A 20,174-nucleotide genomic window follows, 5' to 3' on the forward strand; every position below is an offset into this window, starting at 1 on the left:
GAAGCCCTACTCCTTGACGTGCGCGGCGAGCCAGTCGAAGGCCCGCTCCTGCATCGGCACGTCGAAGCTGTGCGGCACGTCGGCGAAGACGGCCTGGTAGGCGTCGGGTGCGTCGCGGTAGCGCTCGCTGATCCGGGCGTGGGCGCGGCGCATCCCCTCCTCGGGGAACAGCTCGTCGCGCATCGCGTACTGGACCATGAGCGGCGCCGGGGCGCGGGCGGCGACCAGGTCGGGCCAGTCGCCCAGCCGAGGCAGGCCCGGCGGCCACAACATCCAGGTGTGCTTCTCGACGTGCCCGCCGAGCATGTCCCGGTAGGACGAGACCATCGCGGCGACCACGACCGCGCGCATGTCCGGGTCGAACGCCCCGAGCAGCGCGGCCCGCAGCCCGCCGCCCGACAGCCCGACGCACCCGACCGGCCCGACGTCGGGCCGGGAGCGCAGGTAGGCCGCCGCCGCGAGGTCCTCCCCCGCCACGACGCCGGTGAACGAGGTGCCCAGCACCGCGCAGTGCTTGGCGACGACGTGCTCGTGCTGCCTGGCGGCGAGGTCGTAACGGTCGGCCTCGCTGAGGGGTCCGTCCTCGATGTCCAGGGGGAAGCGGCGGCTGCCCCACACGAACGCGTCGTGCGCCAGCACCGCGAACCCGCGCCGGGCCAGCTCGCCGGCGAACGCCCGGCCGCCGTAGATGTCGTCCCGCAGCCGCCGCACCTCGGGCGACGGCCCTTCGGGACCGTCGGCGATCTTCTCCTTGCCGGCCCACTTCATCCCGGCGTGGCAGTGCAGCGCCACCGCTCCGGGCAGCGGCCCGGCCGCGTCCCGGGGCCGCAGCAGGTACGCCCGCGTGCGCGGCCCGAACCCCACCGACCAGGACAGCTCCTCGCCGTACAGGTCGCCCGCGGTCCAGGTCCGCTCGACCCGGACGTCACCGGCCACGAGGTCGAGCACCCCGATGGCCTCGCGCGCCGCCGCGCGCAGCTCGGGCCCCGGAAGGACCGGGTACAGCCCGCGCTGCGCCGCGGCGATCCCGGCCAGCTCAGCGAACACGCGTGCCGTCGTCCGCCAGGTGCACGGGAGCCCCGGTACGGGCCGAGACGTTGGCCGCGTGGCCGGTCAGCACGCTGCGGATGCCGTCGCGGTAGCCGGCCTGCCGGGCCAGCGGGTCGCCGTCGGGGCCGCGGAAGACGTCGTTGAGCAGCAGGCGGTCGCCCCCGCCGTGCCCGCCGGCCCCTGTCTCGATGGGCACCTCCTCCGGCTCGCTCCAGTGCCGGCGCAGCATGAGCCGTTCCCAGGACCCGGTCGCGTGCTGCTTGGCGGCCGCGCTCGGGTCGATGGCGGCGTGCGGCGGCGTCCACTCCCGCTCCACCACGTCCAGCTCCAGCCGCCCGGCCGTGCCGTTGAAGGCCACCCGGTAGCCCTCCCAGGGCGCGTGGGCGTGCAGGGAGTAGGTCAGGACGGCGCGGTTGGCGTAGCGCACCATGACGGACATGTTGTCGTCGATGGTGATGCCCTCGCCGAAGACGTCCTGGTCGCGGATGTAGCCGTCCTCGTGCTCGGCGTCCAGGTAGAGGCGCTTGAGCCGGGGGTCGGCGGAGATGTCCAGGATGAACGGGTCCGTGCCCAGCCCGGGCGCGCCCTGCCCGCGCTCGGGGCGCTCCTCCAGGCCGCGCTTCCTGGCGTTCTCGGCGCCGTAGAAGCGCAGGTCGGTCTGAGCGAAGACGAGCTCCGGAGCCGACCCGAGCCACCAGTTGACCAGGTCGAAGTGGTGGGTGGACTTGTGCACCAGCAGCCCGCCGGAGTTGGCCCGGTCGCGGTGCCAGCGGCGGAAGTAGTCGGCGCCGTGGATGGTGTCGAGGGTCCACTCGAAGTGCACCGAGGTCACCTCGCCGATCGCGCCCTGCATGAGCAGGCGGCGCACGGCGGAGTTGCGCGGCGAGTACCGGTAGTTGAACGTCACGATCAGCTTGCCGGTGCTGCGCTCGGCCGCCGCGGCGATGGCCGCGCAGCCGTCCGCGTCGATCGTGAGCGGCTTCTCCACGATGACGTCCCGCCCAGCGTCGAGCGCCGCGCACACGTAGCGGGCGTGCGTGGCGTCGACGGTGGTGACGATGACCGCGTCGGCGAGCTCGAGCACCTTGTCGAACTCAGCGGGGGCGAAGCACGGCACTTCCTGACCGATCCGCTCGACGTAGTAGTCCATGCGGGTCCGGTTGGTGTCGCACAGGGCGACGATGGTGCCGGCGTCACGCCACTCCCCGAGCAGCGCGTCGACGTACATCTGCGCGCGGTGCCCGAGCCCGACGAACGCGTACTTCATGTCTCTCCTTTAGCCGGCGATGGAGGCGTTGGCCTCCGTGATGAACTTCTGTGCGGCGTCGTCAGGGGTCATGCGGCCGAACATGACCTCCTCCGAGTACCGCGTGAGGATGTCCTCCATGGCGCTGGCGCCCTTCGGCGGGGCGGCGGGCGGGTCGGTCAGCTCGCCCTTGGCCTCGTCGAGGAAGGCCAGCGTCTTCTTGTCCGCGTCGGGAAGCTTGTCCCGCACCGCGGCCAGCACCTTGGAGCTGGCCGGCAGGCCGCGGTCGCTGAGGATGATCTGACCCGCCTCGGGGTCGTTGATCATGTAGTCGATGAACTTGGCGGCCTCGGCGGCGTGCTCGGTCTTCGAGGAGGCGCTGTAGAACATGGCCGGCTGCAGGAACATGCCGCCGGTGGTGGCGCCCTTGATCTTCGGCATCCGCAGCAGGTCCAGCTCCTGGCCGGAGGCCTTGCTGGCGGCGCCGAGCTGGTTGCTCCACCACATGCCCATCGCACCGGTGTTGGTGCCCAGCAGCGACTGGTCGATGCTGGTGGCGCCGATCTCGGTGCTCTTGGCGGCGTCGGGGGCGCCCTTGCCCTTGATGAGGTTCTGCATGATCGCCCACCATTCCTTGATGGTCTCGGGCGACAGGCCGAGCTTGTTGCCGTTGTAGAACGGCTCACCCTTCTGCGTGGCGTAGATCTGCAGGTAGGCGGGGTTCCAGCTCAGCTGCGTGCCGGTGATCTTGCCGCCGCTGCCGGAGGTGACCTTGTTGGCCAGCTCGACGTACTCCTCCCACGTCCACTGCTTGTCGTCGGGCAGCTCCGCCTTCGCCTGCTCGACCAGCGCCTTGTTGACGATCAGGGAGAAGGCGTTGACACCGGTGGGGATGGCGAACTGCTTGCCCTCGATGGCGCCGGTGGCCAGCACCTTGCCGTCGATGTCGGCGGTGTTGACCTTGCTGGCCAGGTCGGCGAGGGTGCCGCGGTCGGCGTACTCGCGCAGGCCGCGGATCTCCAGGCTCATCACGTCCGGCGCGTCACTGCCCGCGACCTTCGTGGAGAGCGTCTCGTAGTAGCTGGCCCAGTCCGAGAACTCGCCCTCGACGTCGATGGTCGGGTTCTTCGCCTCGAACTTCTTGATCGCCTCTTCGGTCATCTTCTGCCGCGCGTCGCTGCCCCAATAGGAGAAGCGCAGCTTGATCTTGCCGTCGGCGGTCTCGCCGCCGCCGCCGCTGCCGCCGCCGCAGGCCGCGGTGACCGCCAGCACAGCGGTGGCGAGCAGTGCCGCCGACCACATCTTCTTGCCAGAGCTCACGGCTCTACCTCCTATGGGTGTTCTCTGTTGGGGGGTGGAGGAACTACTTCAGGCCCGTGGTGGCCACACCACGGATCAGGTACTTCTGACCTGCCAGGAAGAACCCGAAGATGGGGCCGAGCGCGATGATCGACATGGCGAACATCGGGCCCCACGACGAGTCGCTGCTGGCGTCCAGGAACGTGCGCAACGCTACCGGTACGGTGAAGTTGTCGGGATTGTTGAGATACAGGAGCTGGCTGAGGAAATCGTTCCAGGTCCAGATGAACGTGAAGATCGCGGTCGTGGCCAGTGCCGGCATGCACAGCGGCATGACGACCCTGATGAAGATCCGCCAGTAACCGGCGCCGTCGATCTCCGCCGCCTCGTCCAGCTCACGGGGCAGCGTGCGGATGAACTGCACCATGAGGAAGATGAAGAACGCGTCGGTGGCCAGGATCTTCGGCAGGACCAGCGGCCAGATCGTGTTGATCAGGTCGAGCTCGGAGAACATGATGTACTGCGGCACGATCGTCACGTGGTGCGGCAGCATGATCGTGCCCAGCATGAGCGCGAACCACAGCTTCTTCAGCGGGAAGTTCAGCCGGGCGAAGGCGTAGGCGGCCAGCGAGCACGCGACCAGGTTCGCCACCACCGACAGCCCGGTGATCACCGCGGAGTTCCACAGGTAGTAGCCGAAGGGATGCTTGAGCGCGGTCCAGCCCTCGGTGTAGTTCTCCAGCGTGACCTCGCTGGGCCACAGCCCCGGCTGCCGGAAGATGAGCTCCTCCGGCTTGAGCGAGCTGGAGATCATCCAGAGCAGCGGATAGAGCATGACCAGCCCGAAGCCGATCAGCAGGATGTGCTTGACCACCGGCCCGCCCTTGAGCGGGCGGAACAGGACCGGGATCGGCCTACTTGGTGTCGCCATAGAAGACCCAATACTTGGAAGCGAGGAAGTTCACCCCGGTCAGCCCGGCGATGATCAGCAGCAGGACCCAGGCCATCGCGGCCGCGTAGCCCATGTCGTAGTTCTTGAACCCCTGCAGATACAGGTAGAGCGTGTAGAAGAGGGTGGAGTCGGCGGGGCCGCCTTTCCCACCGCTCACGATGAACGCCTGCGTGAACGACTGGAACGACTTGATGAGCTCCAGCACGAGGTTGAAGAAGATGATCGGCGTCAGCAGCGGCAGCGTGATCGAGCGGAACTGCCGCAGCGGCCCGGCCCCGTCCACGGAGGCGGCCTCGTAGTAGCTGCTCGGGATCTGGCGGAGCCCGGCCAGGAAGATGATCATCGGGGCGCCGAACGTCCACACGTGCAGCAGGATCAGCGTCCCCAGCGCGGTGTCCGGGTCACCCACCCACCCGGGGCCCTGGATGCCGAAGACCGCCAGCACCGCGTTGACCAGGCCCTCGGCGCCGAAGACCTTGCGCCACAGGATCGCGATCGCGACGCTGCCGCCCAGCAGGGAGGGCAGGTAGAAGATCGAGCGGTAGATGGGCAGCCCGCGCAGCCCCCGGTCGAGCACCAGGGCCAGCGCGAGGGCGAAGGCCAGCTGCAGCGGGACCGAGACGATCACGTACACCGTGGTGACCTTCAGCGAGGCCAGGAACCTCGGGTCCTCGGTGAACATCTTCACGTAGTTGTCGAACCCGACCCACTTGGCCTCCTCCAGGAGGCTGTAGTCCGTGAAGGACAGGTAGAGGGAGGCGAAGATCGGGCCGATCGTGATGATGAGCAGGCCGGCGAACCAGGGAGCCAGGAACAGGTAGGCGGCACGTGCCTCGCGGCGGGACCGTTTCGTGGAGCGGTGACCACCACGTACGGGCTGCTTCGCCGCGTGGGGGGGTTTCACCGCCACCGAAACTTCAGTCATCACGGACCTTCCGGCGAGAAGTGAATGGATAGCGCTTTCCTATAGCTGGCGGGAAAGTTACGTCAACCCTTTGCAGGCGTTACATAGCCGTTACCGATATATCGCCACGACGTTTTCCCAGCTGACAAGCGTGACCGTCCGAGAAGTCAGATGAATTTCGTTCCGGTTTAGTACAACCGTTTGCAGCTGCCGGGCTATCGTGGAGCAGCGGTGGAGTCCCTGATCACCAGGCGGGTCTCCAGCGAGGTGGTGGCGGTGACCTCCTGGATGAGCAGGTCCACCGCGAGCCGCCCGGCGGCGGCCGTCGGCATGGCCACCGTGGTGAGCTTCGGGCGGCTCAGCCGGCCGGGCACGATGTCGTCTATCCCCACCACGCTGACGTCCTCGGGCACGCTCAGCCCGAGATCGCCGAGCCCCTCGATGAGCCCGATCGCCACCAGGTCGTTGTAGGCCAGCACGCCGGTCGCCCCCGAGTCCCGGACCCGGGCCGCCGCGGCGAACCCGCCCCGCTCGGTGGGCGCGTTGGGTCCGATGACGACGAGCTCGACGCCCGGCACCTGTTCGGCGGCCGTACGGATCTCCGCGCTCGTCCACGAGCCGGCCGGCCCCGAGACCAGCGCGACCCGCGCGTGCCCCAGCCCCGCCAGGTGCTCGACCGCCAGCCTGGCCCCGTGGCCGACGTCCATCAGCACGGTGGCCGCGCCGCGCAGCCGCCGGTTGATCACCACGAACGGCACCCGCTCGGCCAGCCGCTCCAGCGCCTTGTTGGAGGAGCGCGGGCTGCACAGCACCAGGCCGTCCACCTGCTTGGAGAACGCCTGCACCAGCTCCTCCTCGGCGGCCGGCTCCTCGTCGGTGTCGGCCACGAACAGGTGGTAGTCGCGCTGCCGGGCCGCCGAGTGCGCCGCCTTGATCAGCGGCGGGAAGAACGGGTTGGCGATGTCGGCCACGATCAGGCCGAGATTGTGGGTACGCCCGGTCGTGAGCGCCCTGGCCGCCCGGTTGGGCCGGTATCCCAGCTCCTCGGCCACGGTCAGCACCCTGGTGCGGGTGGCGGCGTTCACCATGTGCGGCGCGGAGAACGTCCGGGAGACCGTCGACACATGCACGCCGGACGCCCTGGCCACATCACGAATCGTCACTGTCACAGTCGCCCACCCTAACGCAACCGATTGCAGTACCCATGAGTACAATGAAAGCGCTTGCCACACGGCTGCGTCAGGACAGGGCCGAGAACTCCCAGCTAGACGGGCGGTGACGAAATCGCCTCTTGACGCCTCACCCTTCCTGACACAAAGGTTTAGTGCAACTGTTTGCAGTCTTGAAGGAGCCCCTCACGGTGAGCAGAGTCCTCGTCACCGGAAGCGCAGGACGCCTCGGCCGCAGCGTGGTCAGCACGCTCGCGGCGGCCGGGCACGAGGTCATAGGCGTGGACCGCGCCCCCGGGACACCGGAGGAGGCGGCTGTCGCGTTACCGGCCGACCTCACCGACACGGGCGAGGCGTTCGAGGTGATCGCCAGGTTCCGGCCGGAGTCGGTGATCCATCTGGCCGCGATCGCGACCCCGTTCAGCTTCCCCGAATCGGTGATTTTCAAGGTCAACACGCAGCTCGCGTTCAACGTGTGCGAGGCGTCGGTGGCCCTGGGCGTGGCGGGCGTGGTGGTGGCCAGCAGCCCCACCGTCATGGGGTACGGCGCGCCCGGCGGCTGGGCGCCCCATTACCTCCCGATCGACGAGGAGCACCCCGTACGCCCCTGGAACGCCTACAACCTGTCCAAGGTCGCGGCCGAGGAGACGATGAAGGCGTTCGCCCGGGCGGGCAGCACGAAGATGGCGGCGGTGCGGCCGTGCTTCGTGATCCCCCCGGAGGAGTGGGCGGGCGCGCCCACGCAGTCCGGCCACACGGTGCGCGAGCGGCTGGACCGGCCCGAGCTGGGCGGGGTGTCGCTGTTCAACTACATCGACTCCCGCGACGCCGCCGAGATGATCGCCGTGCTCGCCGAGGCGCTGCCCGAACTGCCCAACGGCGAGGTCTTCTTCGCCGGCGCGGCCGACGCGCTGGCCAGGAAGCCGCTGGCCGACCTGCTGCCCCAGGTCGTGCCCGGCACCGAGCCGTTCGCGGCCGGGCTCACCGGCACCACCCCCGCCTTCTCGACCGCCAAGGCAGAGCGCCTGCTCGGCTGGCAGCCCAAGCGCAGCTGGCGTACCGAACTCAAGGATGAATCCGAATGAATCTCAGCGGTGTGCTGTTCTTCCCCGTGACCCCCTTCGATGCCGACGGCACCCTTGCCGAGCAGGTGCTGGCCGAGCATGTGCGGCAGGGCATGGAGCACGGTCCGGGCGGCGTGTTCGTGGCGTGCGGCACCGGCGAGTTCTCGGCCCTGTCCGAGTCCGAGCACGCGCGGGCGGTGCGGGTGGCGGCCGAGGTCGTGGGCGGCCGGGTGCCGCTGTTCGCGGGCGCGGGCGGGCCGCTCGGCGCGGCGCTGAACCAGGCGCGGGCGGCGCGGGAGGCGGGCGCCGACGGGCTGCTGCTCATGCCGCCGTACCTGGCCCAGGGGCCCGGGCACGGCTTCGAGGCATACGTGCGGGCGGTGGCCGAGGTGCTGCCGGTGATCGTCTACCAGCGTGGCTCCGTGGTGCTGGAGCCGGAGGCGGTGGTCGCGCTGGCCGGCGTCCCGGGTGTGATCGGCCTGAAGGACGGCCTGGGCGACATCGACCGGATGCAGCGGACCGTGCTGGCCGTACGCGAGGTGTACCCGGACTTCCTGTTCTTCAACGGGCTGCCGACGGCCGAGCTGACCATGCCCGCCTACCGGGGCATCGGCGTGGAGCTGTACTCCAGCGCGGTGTTCGCGTTCGCGCCCGAGATCGCGCTGGCCTACCTCAACGGTGACGAGCGGTTGCTCACCGAATTCTACGCCCCCCTCGTACGCCTGCGCGGCAAGGTCCCCGGCTACCCGGTCGCCCTGGTCAAGGCCGGCGTACGGTTGCGCGGCCTGGACGTCGGCGCCGTCCGCCCGCCGCTGGTCGAGGTGACCGGCGAGCACCTGGAGGAGCTGGAGGCGCTGATCAAGACCGGTCTCGAACGGGCGGCGTCATGACGATCGCGGACCTGCGTACCGAGCTGCGCACCGCCCCGCTGCCGCGCCCCTGGGGCGCGGACGTGCCCGCCAACCACGTGATCGTCACCCACGTCACGCTGACGGACGGGCGCACCGGCACCGGGTTCTCGTGGACGCCGCAGATCGGCGCGCACGCCGTCAAGGCCCTGCTCGACCACGACCTGCGCGAGGCGCTGATCGGGCTGCCCGCGCACCCCGAGGTGGTGTGGGACCGGCTGTGGCGGCACCTGCGCGAGGCGGGCCCCGGCGGGGTCACCACGATCGCGCTGGCCGGCGTCGACCTGGCGCTGTGGGACCTGCGCTGCGGCGCCGACGGGCTGCCGGACGCGCTGGGCCGGCGGCGCGAGGAGGTGCCGGTCTACGGCAGCGGCGTCAACCTGCACTACCCGCTGGAGGAGCTGGTCGAGCAGGCCAGGCGCTGGGTGGCGGCCGGCTACCGGGGCGTCAAGATCAAGGTGGGCCGCCCGGACCTGGCCGAGGACGTGGCGCGGGTGGCCGCCGTCCGCGAGGTGATCGGGCCCGACCGGCTGCTGATGATCGACGCCAACCAGCGCTGGGACCTGCACCGGGCCCGGCGGGCGCTGGCCGCGCTGCGGGAGTTCGGCCTGCACTGGATCGAGGAGCCGCTGCCCGCCGACGACGTGGCCGCGCACGTGGAGCTGCGCCGCTCCGTCGACGTGCCGGTCGCCGTCGGCGAGAACGTCTACACGACCTACGGCTTCCGCGACCTGCTGGCCGCCGGGGCCTGCGACGTCGTCCAGCCGAACGTGGTGCGGGTCGGCGGCATCACGCCGTTCCTGCGGATCGTGGAGCTGGCCAGGACGTACGACGTGCCGGTCTACCCGCACCTGCTGAGCGAGGTGTCCGGGCAGCTCGCCCTGTCCCTGCCGCTGCCCGTCATGGTGGAGGACGTGGAGGACGCCTCGTTCGCCGCGCTGGGGTTGCTGGCGGAGCCGTACCCGGTGGAGATCTCGGGTGGCGTGCTGCTCGCGGGCGGGCACGCCGGCCTCGGGCTGCGGTGGTCGTGATGGCACCGGTGAAGGTCGTACTGGCCGGGGCCCAGGGCCACGGCCGCCACCATCTGGGCGTCCTGCGCCTGCTGGCCGATCGCGGCCTGGTCGAGCTGGCCGGCGTCTGCGACCTGCGGCCGGTGGAGGTGGACTTCGGGGCGCCGCTGCAGTCGCCGGACCTGGGCGATCTGATCGCGAAGACCGGAGCCGAGGTCACCGTCATCTGCACGCCGATCGACACGCACGCCGACCTCGCGATGACCGCGCTGCACGGCGGCTCGCACGTGCTGCTGGAGAAGCCGCCCGCGGCCAGCCCGGAGGCGCACCGCAGGATCGCCGCGGCGGTCGCGGAGACCGGCCTCGCCTGCCAGGTCGGCTTCCAGTCGCTCGGCTCGGCGGCCGTCCCGGCGCTGCGCGAGCTGATCGCGAGCGGCGCGCTCGGCCGGGTGCGCGGCATCGGCGGCGCGGGCGCCTGGGAGCGCCCCTCGGCCTACTTCACCCGCTCCCCCTGGTCGGGCCGGCGCCGGCTGAACGGGGTGGACGTGGTGGACGGCGCGCTGACGAACCCGTTCGCGCATGCCGTCGCGACCGCGCTCGCCCTGGTGGACAGCCCGATTGCGGAGATCGAGACCGAGCTCTACCACGCCCATCCGATCGAGTCGGACGACACGTCCTGCGTGCGCGTCCGCCTGGAGGACGGGCTCGTGATCACGATCGCGGTGACGTTGCTCGCGCCGGAGCGGCACGAGCCGTACCTGGTCGTGCACGGCGACCGGGGCCGGGCCACGCTGATCTACACCGAGGACCGGCTCAAGGTGGAGCTCGCCGACGGTTCGGTCACGACGACCGTGCACGACCGTACGGGGCTGCTGGAGAACCTCATCGACCACGTGCGCACGGGCGCGGAGCTGCTGGTGCCGCTGTCGCGCACGGAGACGTTCACGCAGGTGCTCGACGCGGTGCGGCTGGCTCCCGAGCCGCTGCCGATCCCCGAACGGCACCAGCTGGTACGGCGGGACGAGGCGGGCGAGGTCGTGGGCCGGATCCTGCCCGGCGTGGTCGAGCTGACCGATCGCAGCGCGGCCGAGCTGGCGCTCTACTCGGAGCTCGGCGCGCCGTGGACGGCGGTGGAGCTGCTGGTGTCGGGCCGGGCGGTGGCCGCCTACGACTGGCGTCCCGACCTGCCCGTCACCGACTCGCCCCGCCCCTACCTGCACCGGGTACGCACCCTCGGCGGCGTGGAGGTCACCCAGGTCCGCCCCGAGGACCACGTGCACCACCTGGGCGTGGGCGTGGCGATCTCCGACCTCGGCGGGGCGAACTTCTGGGGCGGCCGGACATACGTCAAGGACCAGGGGCCCACCTGGCTGGAGAACCACGGCACGCAGCGGCACCTGGCGTTCACCCGGCTGGACGACGGCGGCTTCGCCGAGCAGCTGGAGTGGACCGGTCCCGGCGGCCCGCTGGTCCGCGAGGAGCGGACGGTCACGGCCCGGCCGGTCGGGGACGCCTGGGCGCTGGACTTCGCGTTCACGCTCACCAACCTCACCGGCGCGCCGCTGGAGATCCACAGCTCGGCCACCAAGGGCCGGGCGGGCGCGGGGTACGGCGGCTTCTTCTGGCGCGCGCCCGGCACCTCCACCGCCCGGACCACGCTCCCGGGCGGCGAGCAGGTCGTGCACGGCAGCCGGGACCCGTGGGTGGCCATGTCCGGCACCACGCCGGAGGGCCGGGACTGGACGCTGGTCTTCGTCCAGGCGGACGGCGACCCGTGGTTCGTCCGGGTCGAGGAGTATCCGGGGGTGGGGCAGGCGCTGGCCTGGGACACGCCGCTGGTCCTCGACACCACTCTGACCAGGCGGGTCGTCACCGTCGTGGCGGATGGAAGACTGACCGAGGAGGAGGTTTCCGCTCTGGCGGCCGATATGAGACTCTGATGCGAATAAATCATAAAATATGAGGAGTTCGCGTTGATCGTTTACGGCGGTGACTGGAACCCGGAGCAGTGGCCGGAGGAGACGTGGGCCGAGGACGTCCGGCTGATGGGCCAGGCCGGCGTCAACCACGTCAGCCTGGGCATCTTCTCCTGGTCGATGCTGGAGCCGGTGGAGGGCCGCTACGAGTTCGGCCGGCTGGACCGGATCATGGACCTGCTGGCCGGCGGCGGGATCCGGGCCTACCTGTCCACGCCCACCGCCTCCCCGCCGCCGTGGTTCGGGCAGCGCTACCCCGAGGCGCTGCCCGTCGACGCCGACGGGCGCCGGCTGTGGCACGGCAGCCGGCAGGCGTTCTGCCCCAGCTCGCCCGCCTACCTCGACAAGGCCCTGGCCGTCGCCGAGCAGCTCGGCCGCCGCTACCGTGACCATCCGGCGCTGGCGATGTGGCACGTGCACAACGAGTACGGCTGCCACAACTCGCGCTGCTACTGCGACACCTCGGCGGCCGCCTTCCGCGCCTGGCTCGCCGAGCGCCACGGAAGCCTGGACGCGGTCAACGACGCCTGGGGCACCGCGTTCTGGTCGCAGCGGTACAGCGAGTGGGAGCAGATCCTGCCGCCCCGGATCACCCCCAGCTACACCAACCCCGGCCAGCAGCTCGACTTCCACCGGTTCAGCTCCGACGCGCTGCTGGCCCTCTACCGCGCCGAGCGCGACCTGCTGCGCTCGCTCTCCCCCGGCGTGCCGGCGACCACGAACTTCATGGCCGGCTACCACTGGGACATGGACTACTGGGCGTTCGCCGAGGAGGTGGACGTGGTCTCCACCGACCAGTACCTCTTCGGCGACGACCCGCACATCGACCTGGCCTTCGCCGCCGACCTCACGCGCTCGTTCAAGCGGGACCGGCCCTGGCTGCTGATGGAGCACTCCACCAGCGCCGTGAACTGGCAGGGCTACAACCGCGCCAAGGCGCCCGGCGAGATGCACCGCAACTCCGTGCAGCACCTGGCCAGGGGCGCGGACGCGATCATGTTCTTCCAGTGGCGCCAGTCGAAGGCGGGCGCCGAGAAGTGGCACTCGGCGATGTTGCCCCACGCCGGCACCGACACCAAGATCTGGCGCGAGGTCGTCGCGCTCGGCGACCTGCTGGGCGAGGCGGCCGACGTGGCGGGCAGCTCGGTCGAGGCCGACGTGGCGATCCTGCTCGACTGGTCCAGCATCTGGGCCCAGGACCACCCGGCCCAGCCCACCTCGGAGCTGAAGCCGGTCGAGGAGATCAAGCGCTGGCACGCCGCGCTGTGGCGGCTGGGCGTCACCTGCGACCTGGCCCATCCCGAAGGCGACCTGTCCCGCTATCGCCTGGTGCTCGTGCCCTCCCTCTACCTGGTGACCGACGCGGGGGCCGCGAACCTGGAGCGGTTCGTGGCGGGTGGCGGCGTGGCGCTGGTGGGGCCGTACAGCGGGATCGTGGACGAGCACGACAAGGTCCGGCTCGGGGGTTATCCGGGGGCCTGGCGGGAGCTGCTCGGGGTGACGGTGGAGGAGTTCTTCCCGCTCGCGGCCGGGGAGACGGTGACGCTGGCCGGCGGGGGCGCCGGTGCGGTGTGGAGCGAGGTCGCCCGGGCCACCACCGCCTCGGTCCTGGACACGTACGCCTCGGGCGGGCCCGCGTGGACCAGGAACGAGCACGGTCAGGGGGCCGCGCACTACCTGACCACGCTGTTCACCGGCCCGGAGCGGGTCCTGTCGGCGGTCTGCGCGGAGGCGGGCGTCCGGTTCGGGGGGACGCCCGGGGTCGAGCTCGTACGCCGCTCGCACCCGGACGGCCGCTCCTTCCTGTTCGCCGTCAACCACACGGGAACCGACGCGGTGGTGCCGGCCAAGGGCAGCACGCTGGACGGCGCGGAGGTCGACGGCGAGCTGGCGGTCCCGGCCGGCGCGGTCAGGATCGTCCGGGAGGCTCGCTGACGGGCGCGACCGAGGCCGCCTCGCCCACCGGCCCCGCCTCGCCGACCGGCTTCGCGGCGGCGACCGGCCCCGCCCCGCCGACCGGCCCCGGCTCACCAAACAGGCCTGTCTCGGCGGCCGGCCCCGTCTCGGGCAGAAGGCCGGTGGAGGCGGCGGCCTCGCCTGCCGCCTTCCCCGACGTCGACCTGAGCAGCCTCAGGGCGCCCCGCGACAGGGCGGTGAGGATGTCGGCGGCCTCCGCCAGGTCGGGGTAGCGCCCCTCCAGGTGGCCCATCGCGAGCGCGTTGGTGGCCGCGTTTATCCCCTCGGCGATCATCTCCAGCCGCCGCCGGTCACGCTCGTTGTCGGCGGTGTAGCCGAGGGCGGCCAGGTCGGCGGCGTGGTGCTCGCGGTAGGCCGCCGCCGTCTCCACCGCGAAGTCGCGCAGCGAGGACGACGGGTCGTGCCGGGCCCTGAGCTGGATGCGCAGCAGCTCGGGGTGCCGGCAGATCGCCTCCAGGGGGATGCGGAACGTCTCGCGGTGCCGTTCGAGATCGTCGGGAGCCTCGCGGGCCCTGCGGCGCGCCTCCCGCATCGATCCGCGCAACCGCGCGCCGCCCTCCTCCACGAGCACCCCGAGCAGCTCCTGCATGTCCTTGAAGTGCACGTAGAAGCTGGACTGGGCGATGCCGGCGGCCTTCGCGACCTTGACCGTGGTCAGCCCCGCCTCGCCCTCCTCGTCCAGGATCGCCAGGGCGGCGCGAACGAGCTTGCGCCTGGTCAGATCCTTGGCCTCGCTCCTGGTGAGCGGCGTGCCTGTCATCGATCCCCCTCCCCTCGTAACGATTGTCCCGCGGCACTTGTGCGTAATTTCACCGATAGTACTATCGGTGAAATTGCTCTCGGGGGATCTACCGGGAGGAGGCGTGGATGAAACGCTGGAGAACACCGGCCACGCTGCTGCTGGCCGCGTCGGTGCTGCTGGCGTGCAGCGGACAGCGGCCGGTCGCGGGGCCGCCGCAGTCGAGCGCGCCGGCGACGGGACCGACCCAGGGCGGACGGCTGGTCTACGGGCTCAGCGCGGACGCCAACGGGTTCAACCCCGTCACCGACCAGTTCGCGGCACAGAGCTACAGCATGGCGGGCTCGATCATCGAACCGCTGGTCAGCGTGGACGCCAACGGCGAGTGGAAGCCGTACCTGGCCGAGTCGCTGACCCCGAGCAAGAAGTACGACGAATGGACGATCAAGGTCAGGCCGGGCGTCTCGTTCTCCGACGGGATCGCCCTCACCGGTGACATCGTCAAGGCCAACCTCGAAGCGCAGAAGGCCTCACCGCTGAACGCGGCGGTGTTCGTGCCGGTCAAGTCGTTCGAGCTGGTGGACCCGATGACGGTCAAGGTGCAGCTCAACCAGCCCTGGGTGGCCTTCCCGTACTACCTGGCCGCGCAGATCGGCATGATCGTCCCGCCCGCGTCGCTCAACGACCCCAAGTCGGCCAGCCTCAAGCCGGTGGGCACCGGGCCGTTCGTCTTCAAGGAGTACGTCCCGGACAACCGCATGGTCGTCGCCCGGAACCCCAAGTACTGGCGGCAGGGCCTGCCGTACCTGGACGAGGTCGAGTTCAGGATCCTGCCCGACAGCCAGACCCGGGCCCAGACCCTCGAAGCGGGCGGCGTCGACGCCATCGGGACCTCGCGCGACGAGGACCTGACCAAGTTCGGCGCGCAGAAGGACACCTACACGGTGCACCGCGCGCAGGGCATGGCCGTGCCGGAGTACATGTTCCTGCTCAACACCGCGGTGGCCCCGCTCGACGACGTACGGGTCCGCAAGGCCCTCGCCTACGCCACGGACCGCAAGACCGTCATCTCGACCCTGCGCGGCGGGCTGACCAAGCCGGCCGACGGCCCGTGGTCGGAGGACTCCAAGTGGTACGCCCCCGGCGGCTACCCCGACTTCGACGCAGCCAAGGCCGCCGAGCTGGTCAAGGAGGTGGAGGCGGAGAAGGGCCCGATCCGCTTCGAGCTGATCTCCACCCCCGACCCGAACACCATGCAGGGCGTGGAGCTGGCCCAGGACATGTGGCGCAAGGCCGGCATCGACGTGTCGATCAAGCAGGCCGACCAGCCCGACCTGATCAACCGCGCCATCACCGGGAACTTCGCCGCCACCGTGTGGACGCAGTTCTCCTCCCCCGACCCCGACGGCGAGTACATCTGGATGCACCAGGGGTACGCCAAGCCCGTCGGCGCCATCTCGCTCAACATGACCCGGCTCAAGGACGACAAGCTGAGCGCCGCCCTGGACATCGGCCGGACGAACCCGGACGAGGCCGCGCGCAAGCAGGCCTACACCACCGTGCAGGAGCGGTTGCGCGATCTGGTCCCGTACGTGTTCATCGACCACCTCAACACCGGGGCGATCGTGGCCAGGACCAAGGTGCGCGGCATCGGTGAGCACGTGCTGCCCGACGGCGAGAAGGGGCTGCCGCTGACCGGCTCGCCCATCCCGTACCACCCCTTCGGCCAGCTCTGGGTCAGCGAACGGTGATCATCCTCCACCGGCTGGTCCGGCTCCTGGTGGTGCTGGTCGTGGTGACCTTCCTCTCCTTCGTCCTGCTCAACCTGCTGCCGGGCGATCCGCTCACGCAGATCCTGGGCCTGTCGGCGACCGAGGAGGCCCGCGCCCAGCTCCGCCAGGAGCTCGGGCTGGACCAACCGCTGATCGTGCGCTATCTCGACTGGCTCGGCGGGCTCGCCACCGGCGACTTCGGCGACTCCTACATCACCAGGATGCCGGTCGCCACCGAGCTGGCCGAGCGGCTGCCCGTCACCCTGGAGCTGCTGGTCGCCGCGCAGATCATCGCGCTGGGACTGGCGATCCCGGTGGGCGTGGCCGCCGCCCGCCGCGCCGGCCGCGCTCTGGACCAGGTGCTCACCGCGCTCAGCTTCGCGCTGCTGTCCACGCCCGTCTTCGTGCTGGGCGTGCTGCTTATCCTCGTCTTCGCGGTCACCTGGCAGGTGGTTCCGGCTACCGGCTGGACCCCCATCACCCTCGACCTGGGCTGGAACCTCACCTCCGTGATCCTGCCCGCGATCACGCTCGGCTGCGGGCAGCTGGCGGTCTACGCGCGACTGCTGCGTACCGACCTGATCGCCACCCTCCAGGAGGACTACATCACGCTGGCGCGCGCCCGCGGCCTGTCGCCGCGCCGCATCCTGTGGCGGCACGCGCTGCGCCCCTCCGCGATCACCCTGATCACCGCCATCGGCCTCAACCTGGGCGCGCTCATCGGCGGCACCGTGATCATCGAGACCCTCTTCGGCCTGCCCGGCGTCGGGCGGCTCATCGTCGACTCCATCTTTTCCCGCGACTACCTGACGGTTCAGGGAGGCGTCGTGCTGATCTCGGTCGGCTACGTGGTGGTCAACTTCGCGGTGGACCTGGTGTACGCCGCCGTCGACCCCAGGATCCGGCGTGCGTAGGCGGCTGGGGCTCGGGTTCTGGCTGGCGATCGGCTGGATCGGGCTGGTGCTGCTCGCCGCCCTCCTCGCCGACCTGCTGCCGTTCCCCCGCTACGACGAGACGCTCGCCGGGCCGCCCCAGTCGGGGCCCAGCGCCGCGCACCCGCTCGGCACCGACGGGCTCGGCCGCGACGTCCTCAGCAGGGTCGTGTACGGGGCCCGCGTCTCGCTCGGCGTGGGCCTCGGCGCCGTCCTGCTCGGCCTGGGCATCGGCGCGCCGCTCGGCGTCCTGGCCGGATACCGGCGGCGGGCCACGGACGCGATCATCATGGCGGTCAACGACGTGGCGCAGGCGTTCCCGGCGCTGGTGTTCGCGCTGGCCGTGGTGGCCTTCGCCGGGGCGAACCTGCGCAACGTGCTCATCGTCCTCGGCGTGCTCGGCGTGCCCTCCTGGGTCCGCCTGATCCGGGGCGCCACCCTGACCTTCGCCGAGCGCGAGTTCGTGCTGGCCGCCCGCGTGCTGGGCACCCGTGACCGGCGGATCCTGTGGCGGGAGATCGTGCCGAACGTGGCGGTGCCGGCAGCGTCGTACGCGTTCATCGGCATGGCCGTGGTCGTGGTCGCCGAGGGCAGCCTGGCCTTCCTGGGCCTGTCCGTGCAGGCACCCACCCCGACCTGGGGCGGGCTGATCAACGAGGGCCGTACCCTCATGGAGACCGCGCCGCACATGGTGCTGGCCCCCTCGATCGTCATGTTCCTGACCGTGCTGTCGTTCAACCTGGTGGGCGACCGGCTGCGGTCCATGACGGACGTGCGGGAGAGCGGCCTGGAGCCGGTACGCCAGGCCGCCGCCGCGCCTGCCCTGCCCACCGCGCCGCATCCGATCCGCGACACCCTGCTCCAGGTTGAGGACCTGCGCACGCACTTCGTCACACCGCGCGGGGTCGTCAAGGCCGTGGACGGGGTCTCCTTCACCCTCGAACGCGGCCGCACCCTCGCCATCGTCGGGGAGTCGGGATCGGGCAAGTCCATGCTCATCCGCTCCATCCTCGGCCTGCTGCCCGGCACCTCGGTCCGGGGCGGGAACGTGTACCTGTCCGGCGACGACCTGACCACCTACAGCCCCGTCGAGATGCGCTCGGTCCTCGGGCTCCGGCTCGGGACCGTGTTCCAGGACCCGATGACGGCCCTGAACCCGGTACGGACGATCGGGACCCAGGTGACCGAGCCGCTGCGGGTGCACCTCCGGATGAGCCGCAAGCAGGCCCGCGCGGAGGCGGTGCGGCTGCTCGCCTCGGTCGGCATCCCCGACCCCGTACGCATGTTGCGCCGCTACCCGCACCAGCTCTCCGGCGGGATGCGGCAGCGGGTGACGATCGCGATGGCGCTGTCGTGCCGTCCCGACGTGCTGTTCGCCGACGAGCCCACCACCGCGCTCGACGTGACCATCCAGGACCAGGTGCTGCGGCTGCTGCACCAGCAGCGCGAGGAGCGGGACATGGCCGTGGTGCTGGTCAGCCACGACCTGTCGGTGGTGGCGCGGTGGGCGGACGAGGTGATCGTGATGTACGCCGGGAAGGTGGTGGAGCGGGGGCCCGCGGACGAGGTGTTCGCGCGGGCGCGGATGCCGTACACGGAGGCCCTGCTGCAGGCGGCGCCCCGGCTGACGGACCCGGTGCACCACCGGCTGCGCGTCATCCCCGGCCGGCCGCCGGACCTGGTGGACCTGCCTGCCGGGTGCGCGTTCCGCGCGCGGTGCGCGTACGCGCAGGAGCGGTGCGAGCGGGAGGCGCCGCCGCTGTTCGAGGAGGCCCACCACCAGTACGCCTGCTGGTACCCCCGCGACACCGCCCCGGCCCGTCCCCTGGAACCCGCCCTGCTCCCCACCACCGCTTCGCCGAACTCCGACCACCCACCCACCCCGGACACCCACCCCTCGGACACCCACCCCTCGCACGCCCAGCCTTTGGACGCCCACCCCTCGGACACCCAGCCTTTGGACGCCCACCCCTCGGACACCCAGCCTTTGGACGCCCACCCCTCGGACGCCCAGCCTTTGGACGCCCGCCGACCATCCACCACCGAAGCCCATCGACCGTCGCCCCCCACGGGCACCGCCGACCCCCAGCACCCCCCGCTCCCGTCACCGAGCGAGGCGGCCACGAAGACGACCACCGCGGCCGAAGAGGCGGCAGGCGTGAAGGGAGCTGAGTTCGGTGGCCGGTAGCGGAAGTGCGCACCTCCGTCCCCGTGACGAGGTGCTGCTGCGGGTGGAGGATCTGGTCGTGGAGTTCCCAGCGGGCCGCGGCCGCACCGTGCGGGCGGTCTCCGGGGTGAGCTTCGACCTGGCGCGCGGCGAGACGCTCGGCATCGTCGGCGAGTCGGGCTGCGGCAAGTCCAGCGCCGCCCGAGCGCTGGTCCAGCTGCCCAAGCCCCGCTCGGGCTCCGTCCAGCTCGACGGCCTGGAGCTGACCGCGCTGCGCGGAGAGGCCCTGCGCAGGACCCGCCGGCGCCTCCAGATGATCTTCCAGGACCCCATCTCCTCCCTCAACCCCCGCCGCCGCGTCCGCGAGATCGTCGGCGAGGGCCCCCGCGTGTGGAACCTCCCCGGCGACCGGGTGGACGAGGTCCTGGAGGCGGTCGGGCTCGACCCGAAGACGGCGGCGGTGCGCCGGCCGCACGAGTTCTCGGGCGGGCAGTGCCAGCGGATCTCGATCGCCCGCGCTCTGATCCTCGACCCGGAGGTGGTGATCTGCGACGAGCCGGTCTCCGCCCTGGACGTCTCGGTGCAGGCCCAGATCCTCGGCCTGCTGGAGGATCTCAAGGCCCGCTACCGGCTCACGCTCGTCTTCATCGCCCACGACCTGGCCGTGGTGAAGAACGTCAGCGACCGGATCATGGTCATGTACCTGGGCAAGGTGTGCGAGCTGGCGCCGAGCGCGGACCTGATCAGCCGGCCGGCGCACCCGTACACGCGGGCTCTGATCGCCTCCATCCCCGGGGGCGGCCTGGACCTGCCGCCCGCGGACACGCTGATCAGCGGCGAGCCCCCGTCCCCCGTCAGCCCGCCCACCGGGTGCCGCTTCCGTACCCGCTGCCCGCGGGCGACGGCGACGTGCGCCGCGGAGGAACCCCAGATCAGGCAGATCGGCGAGGACCACTGGCTGGCCTGCCACAACCCCGATGATTCGCAACTTCACCGCAAGGAGTAACAC

The 20,174-nt window shown here is 71.1% G+C and carries 16 protein-coding genes; 9 read left to right on the plus strand and 7 right to left on the minus strand.

The window, feature by feature from the left end:
- Window positions 1-6: 6 nt before the first annotated feature.
- From AB0J69_RS23425 to AB0J69_RS23450, 6 genes are all read right to left on the minus strand, one after another.
- On the minus strand, window positions 7-1,047 hold the full coding sequence (locus tag AB0J69_RS23425) for a hypothetical protein (RefSeq protein ID WP_364120746.1): 1,041 nt from the start codon (window positions 1,045-1,047) through the stop codon (window positions 7-9).
- Window positions 1,037-2,317, minus strand: coding sequence for a Gfo/Idh/MocA family oxidoreductase (locus AB0J69_RS23430; RefSeq protein WP_364120749.1), 1,281 nt, complete (start codon window positions 2,315-2,317; stop codon window positions 1,037-1,039). The genes AB0J69_RS23425 and AB0J69_RS23430 overlap by 11 nt, the downstream gene beginning before the upstream one ends.
- A gap of 9 nt (window positions 2,318-2,326) precedes the next feature.
- Entirely contained in the window at window positions 2,327-3,616 is a 1,290-nt protein-coding gene (locus tag AB0J69_RS23435; protein WP_364120752.1) for an extracellular solute-binding protein, read from the minus strand.
- Window positions 3,617-3,659: 43 nt separating this feature from the next.
- The gene (locus tag AB0J69_RS23440) at window positions 3,660-4,526 is read right to left on the minus strand and encodes a carbohydrate ABC transporter permease (protein WP_364120755.1); all 867 of its coding nucleotides are present in this window, start codon (window positions 4,524-4,526) and stop codon (window positions 3,660-3,662) included.
- The gene (locus tag AB0J69_RS23445; protein ID WP_364120758.1) at window positions 4,510-5,472 is read right to left on the minus strand and encodes a sugar ABC transporter permease; all 963 of its coding nucleotides are present in this window, start codon (window positions 5,470-5,472) and stop codon (window positions 4,510-4,512) included. Before AB0J69_RS23445 ends, AB0J69_RS23440 begins: the two co-directional genes overlap by 17 nt.
- A 194-nt stretch (window positions 5,473-5,666) precedes the next feature.
- Window positions 5,667-6,620, minus strand: a complete 954-nt coding sequence (locus AB0J69_RS23450) for a LacI family DNA-binding transcriptional regulator (protein ID WP_364120760.1) — start codon at window positions 6,618-6,620, stop codon at window positions 5,667-5,669.
- A 191-nt stretch (window positions 6,621-6,811) separates the two neighbouring features.
- Between AB0J69_RS23450 and AB0J69_RS23455 the strand changes: the two genes are divergently transcribed.
- From AB0J69_RS23455 to AB0J69_RS23475, 5 genes are read left to right on the plus strand one after another with little or no spacing between them, the layout of a single operon-like run.
- The gene (locus AB0J69_RS23455; RefSeq protein WP_364120763.1) at window positions 6,812-7,705 is read left to right on the plus strand and encodes an NAD(P)-dependent oxidoreductase; all 894 of its coding nucleotides are present in this window, start codon (window positions 6,812-6,814) and stop codon (window positions 7,703-7,705) included.
- Entirely contained in the window at window positions 7,702-8,574 is an 873-nt protein-coding gene (locus AB0J69_RS23460; protein ID WP_364120766.1) for a 5-dehydro-4-deoxyglucarate dehydratase, read from the plus strand. Before AB0J69_RS23455 ends, AB0J69_RS23460 begins: the two co-directional genes overlap by 4 nt.
- A complete protein-coding gene (locus AB0J69_RS23465; RefSeq protein WP_364120768.1) occupies window positions 8,571-9,623 on the plus strand; it encodes a mandelate racemase/muconate lactonizing enzyme family protein in 1,053 nt (350 codons plus the stop codon). The genes AB0J69_RS23460 and AB0J69_RS23465 overlap by 4 nt, the downstream gene beginning before the upstream one ends.
- On the plus strand, window positions 9,623-11,542 hold the full coding sequence (locus AB0J69_RS23470; RefSeq protein ID WP_364120771.1) for a DUF6807 family protein: 1,920 nt from the start codon (window positions 9,623-9,625) through the stop codon (window positions 11,540-11,542). Before AB0J69_RS23465 ends, AB0J69_RS23470 begins: the two co-directional genes overlap by 1 nt.
- Window positions 11,543-11,575: 33 nt before the next feature.
- Window positions 11,576-13,513, plus strand: coding sequence for a beta-galactosidase (locus AB0J69_RS23475; RefSeq protein ID WP_364120774.1), 1,938 nt, complete (start codon window positions 11,576-11,578; stop codon window positions 13,511-13,513).
- On the opposite strand, the gene AB0J69_RS23480 is transcribed toward AB0J69_RS23475, so the two are convergent.
- Window positions 13,488-14,315, minus strand: a complete 828-nt coding sequence (locus AB0J69_RS23480) for a TetR family transcriptional regulator (protein ID WP_364120776.1) — start codon at window positions 14,313-14,315, stop codon at window positions 13,488-13,490. The genes AB0J69_RS23475 and AB0J69_RS23480 overlap by 26 nt on opposite strands.
- A 107-nt stretch (window positions 14,316-14,422) precedes the next feature.
- Here AB0J69_RS23480 and AB0J69_RS23485 point away from each other — a divergent pair, with 107 nt between their 5' ends.
- From AB0J69_RS23485 to AB0J69_RS23500, 4 genes are read left to right on the plus strand one after another with little or no spacing between them, the layout of a single operon-like run.
- Window positions 14,423-16,045 (plus strand): ABC transporter substrate-binding protein, encoded by a 1,623-nt coding sequence (locus tag AB0J69_RS23485; protein ID WP_364120779.1) that lies wholly within the window; start codon window positions 14,423-14,425, stop codon window positions 16,043-16,045.
- Window positions 16,042-16,980, plus strand: coding sequence for an ABC transporter permease (locus AB0J69_RS23490; protein WP_364120782.1), 939 nt, complete (start codon window positions 16,042-16,044; stop codon window positions 16,978-16,980). Before AB0J69_RS23485 ends, AB0J69_RS23490 begins: the two co-directional genes overlap by 4 nt.
- Window positions 16,973-19,186 carry an oligopeptide/dipeptide ABC transporter ATP-binding protein gene (locus tag AB0J69_RS23495; RefSeq protein WP_364120785.1) on the plus strand — a complete coding sequence of 738 codons (2,214 nt, stop codon included), beginning with the start codon at window positions 16,973-16,975 and terminating at the stop codon, window positions 19,184-19,186. Before AB0J69_RS23490 ends, AB0J69_RS23495 begins: the two co-directional genes overlap by 8 nt.
- Entirely contained in the window at window positions 19,176-20,171 is a 996-nt protein-coding gene (locus AB0J69_RS23500) for an oligopeptide/dipeptide ABC transporter ATP-binding protein (RefSeq protein WP_364120786.1), read from the plus strand. Before AB0J69_RS23495 ends, AB0J69_RS23500 begins: the two co-directional genes overlap by 11 nt.
- The last annotated feature ends 3 nt before the right edge of the window (window positions 20,172-20,174 follow it).

It is taken from the genome of Nonomuraea sp. NPDC049709, from assembly GCF_040674815.1.
Lineage (GTDB): Bacteria > Actinomycetota > Actinomycetes > Streptosporangiales > Streptosporangiaceae > Nonomuraea.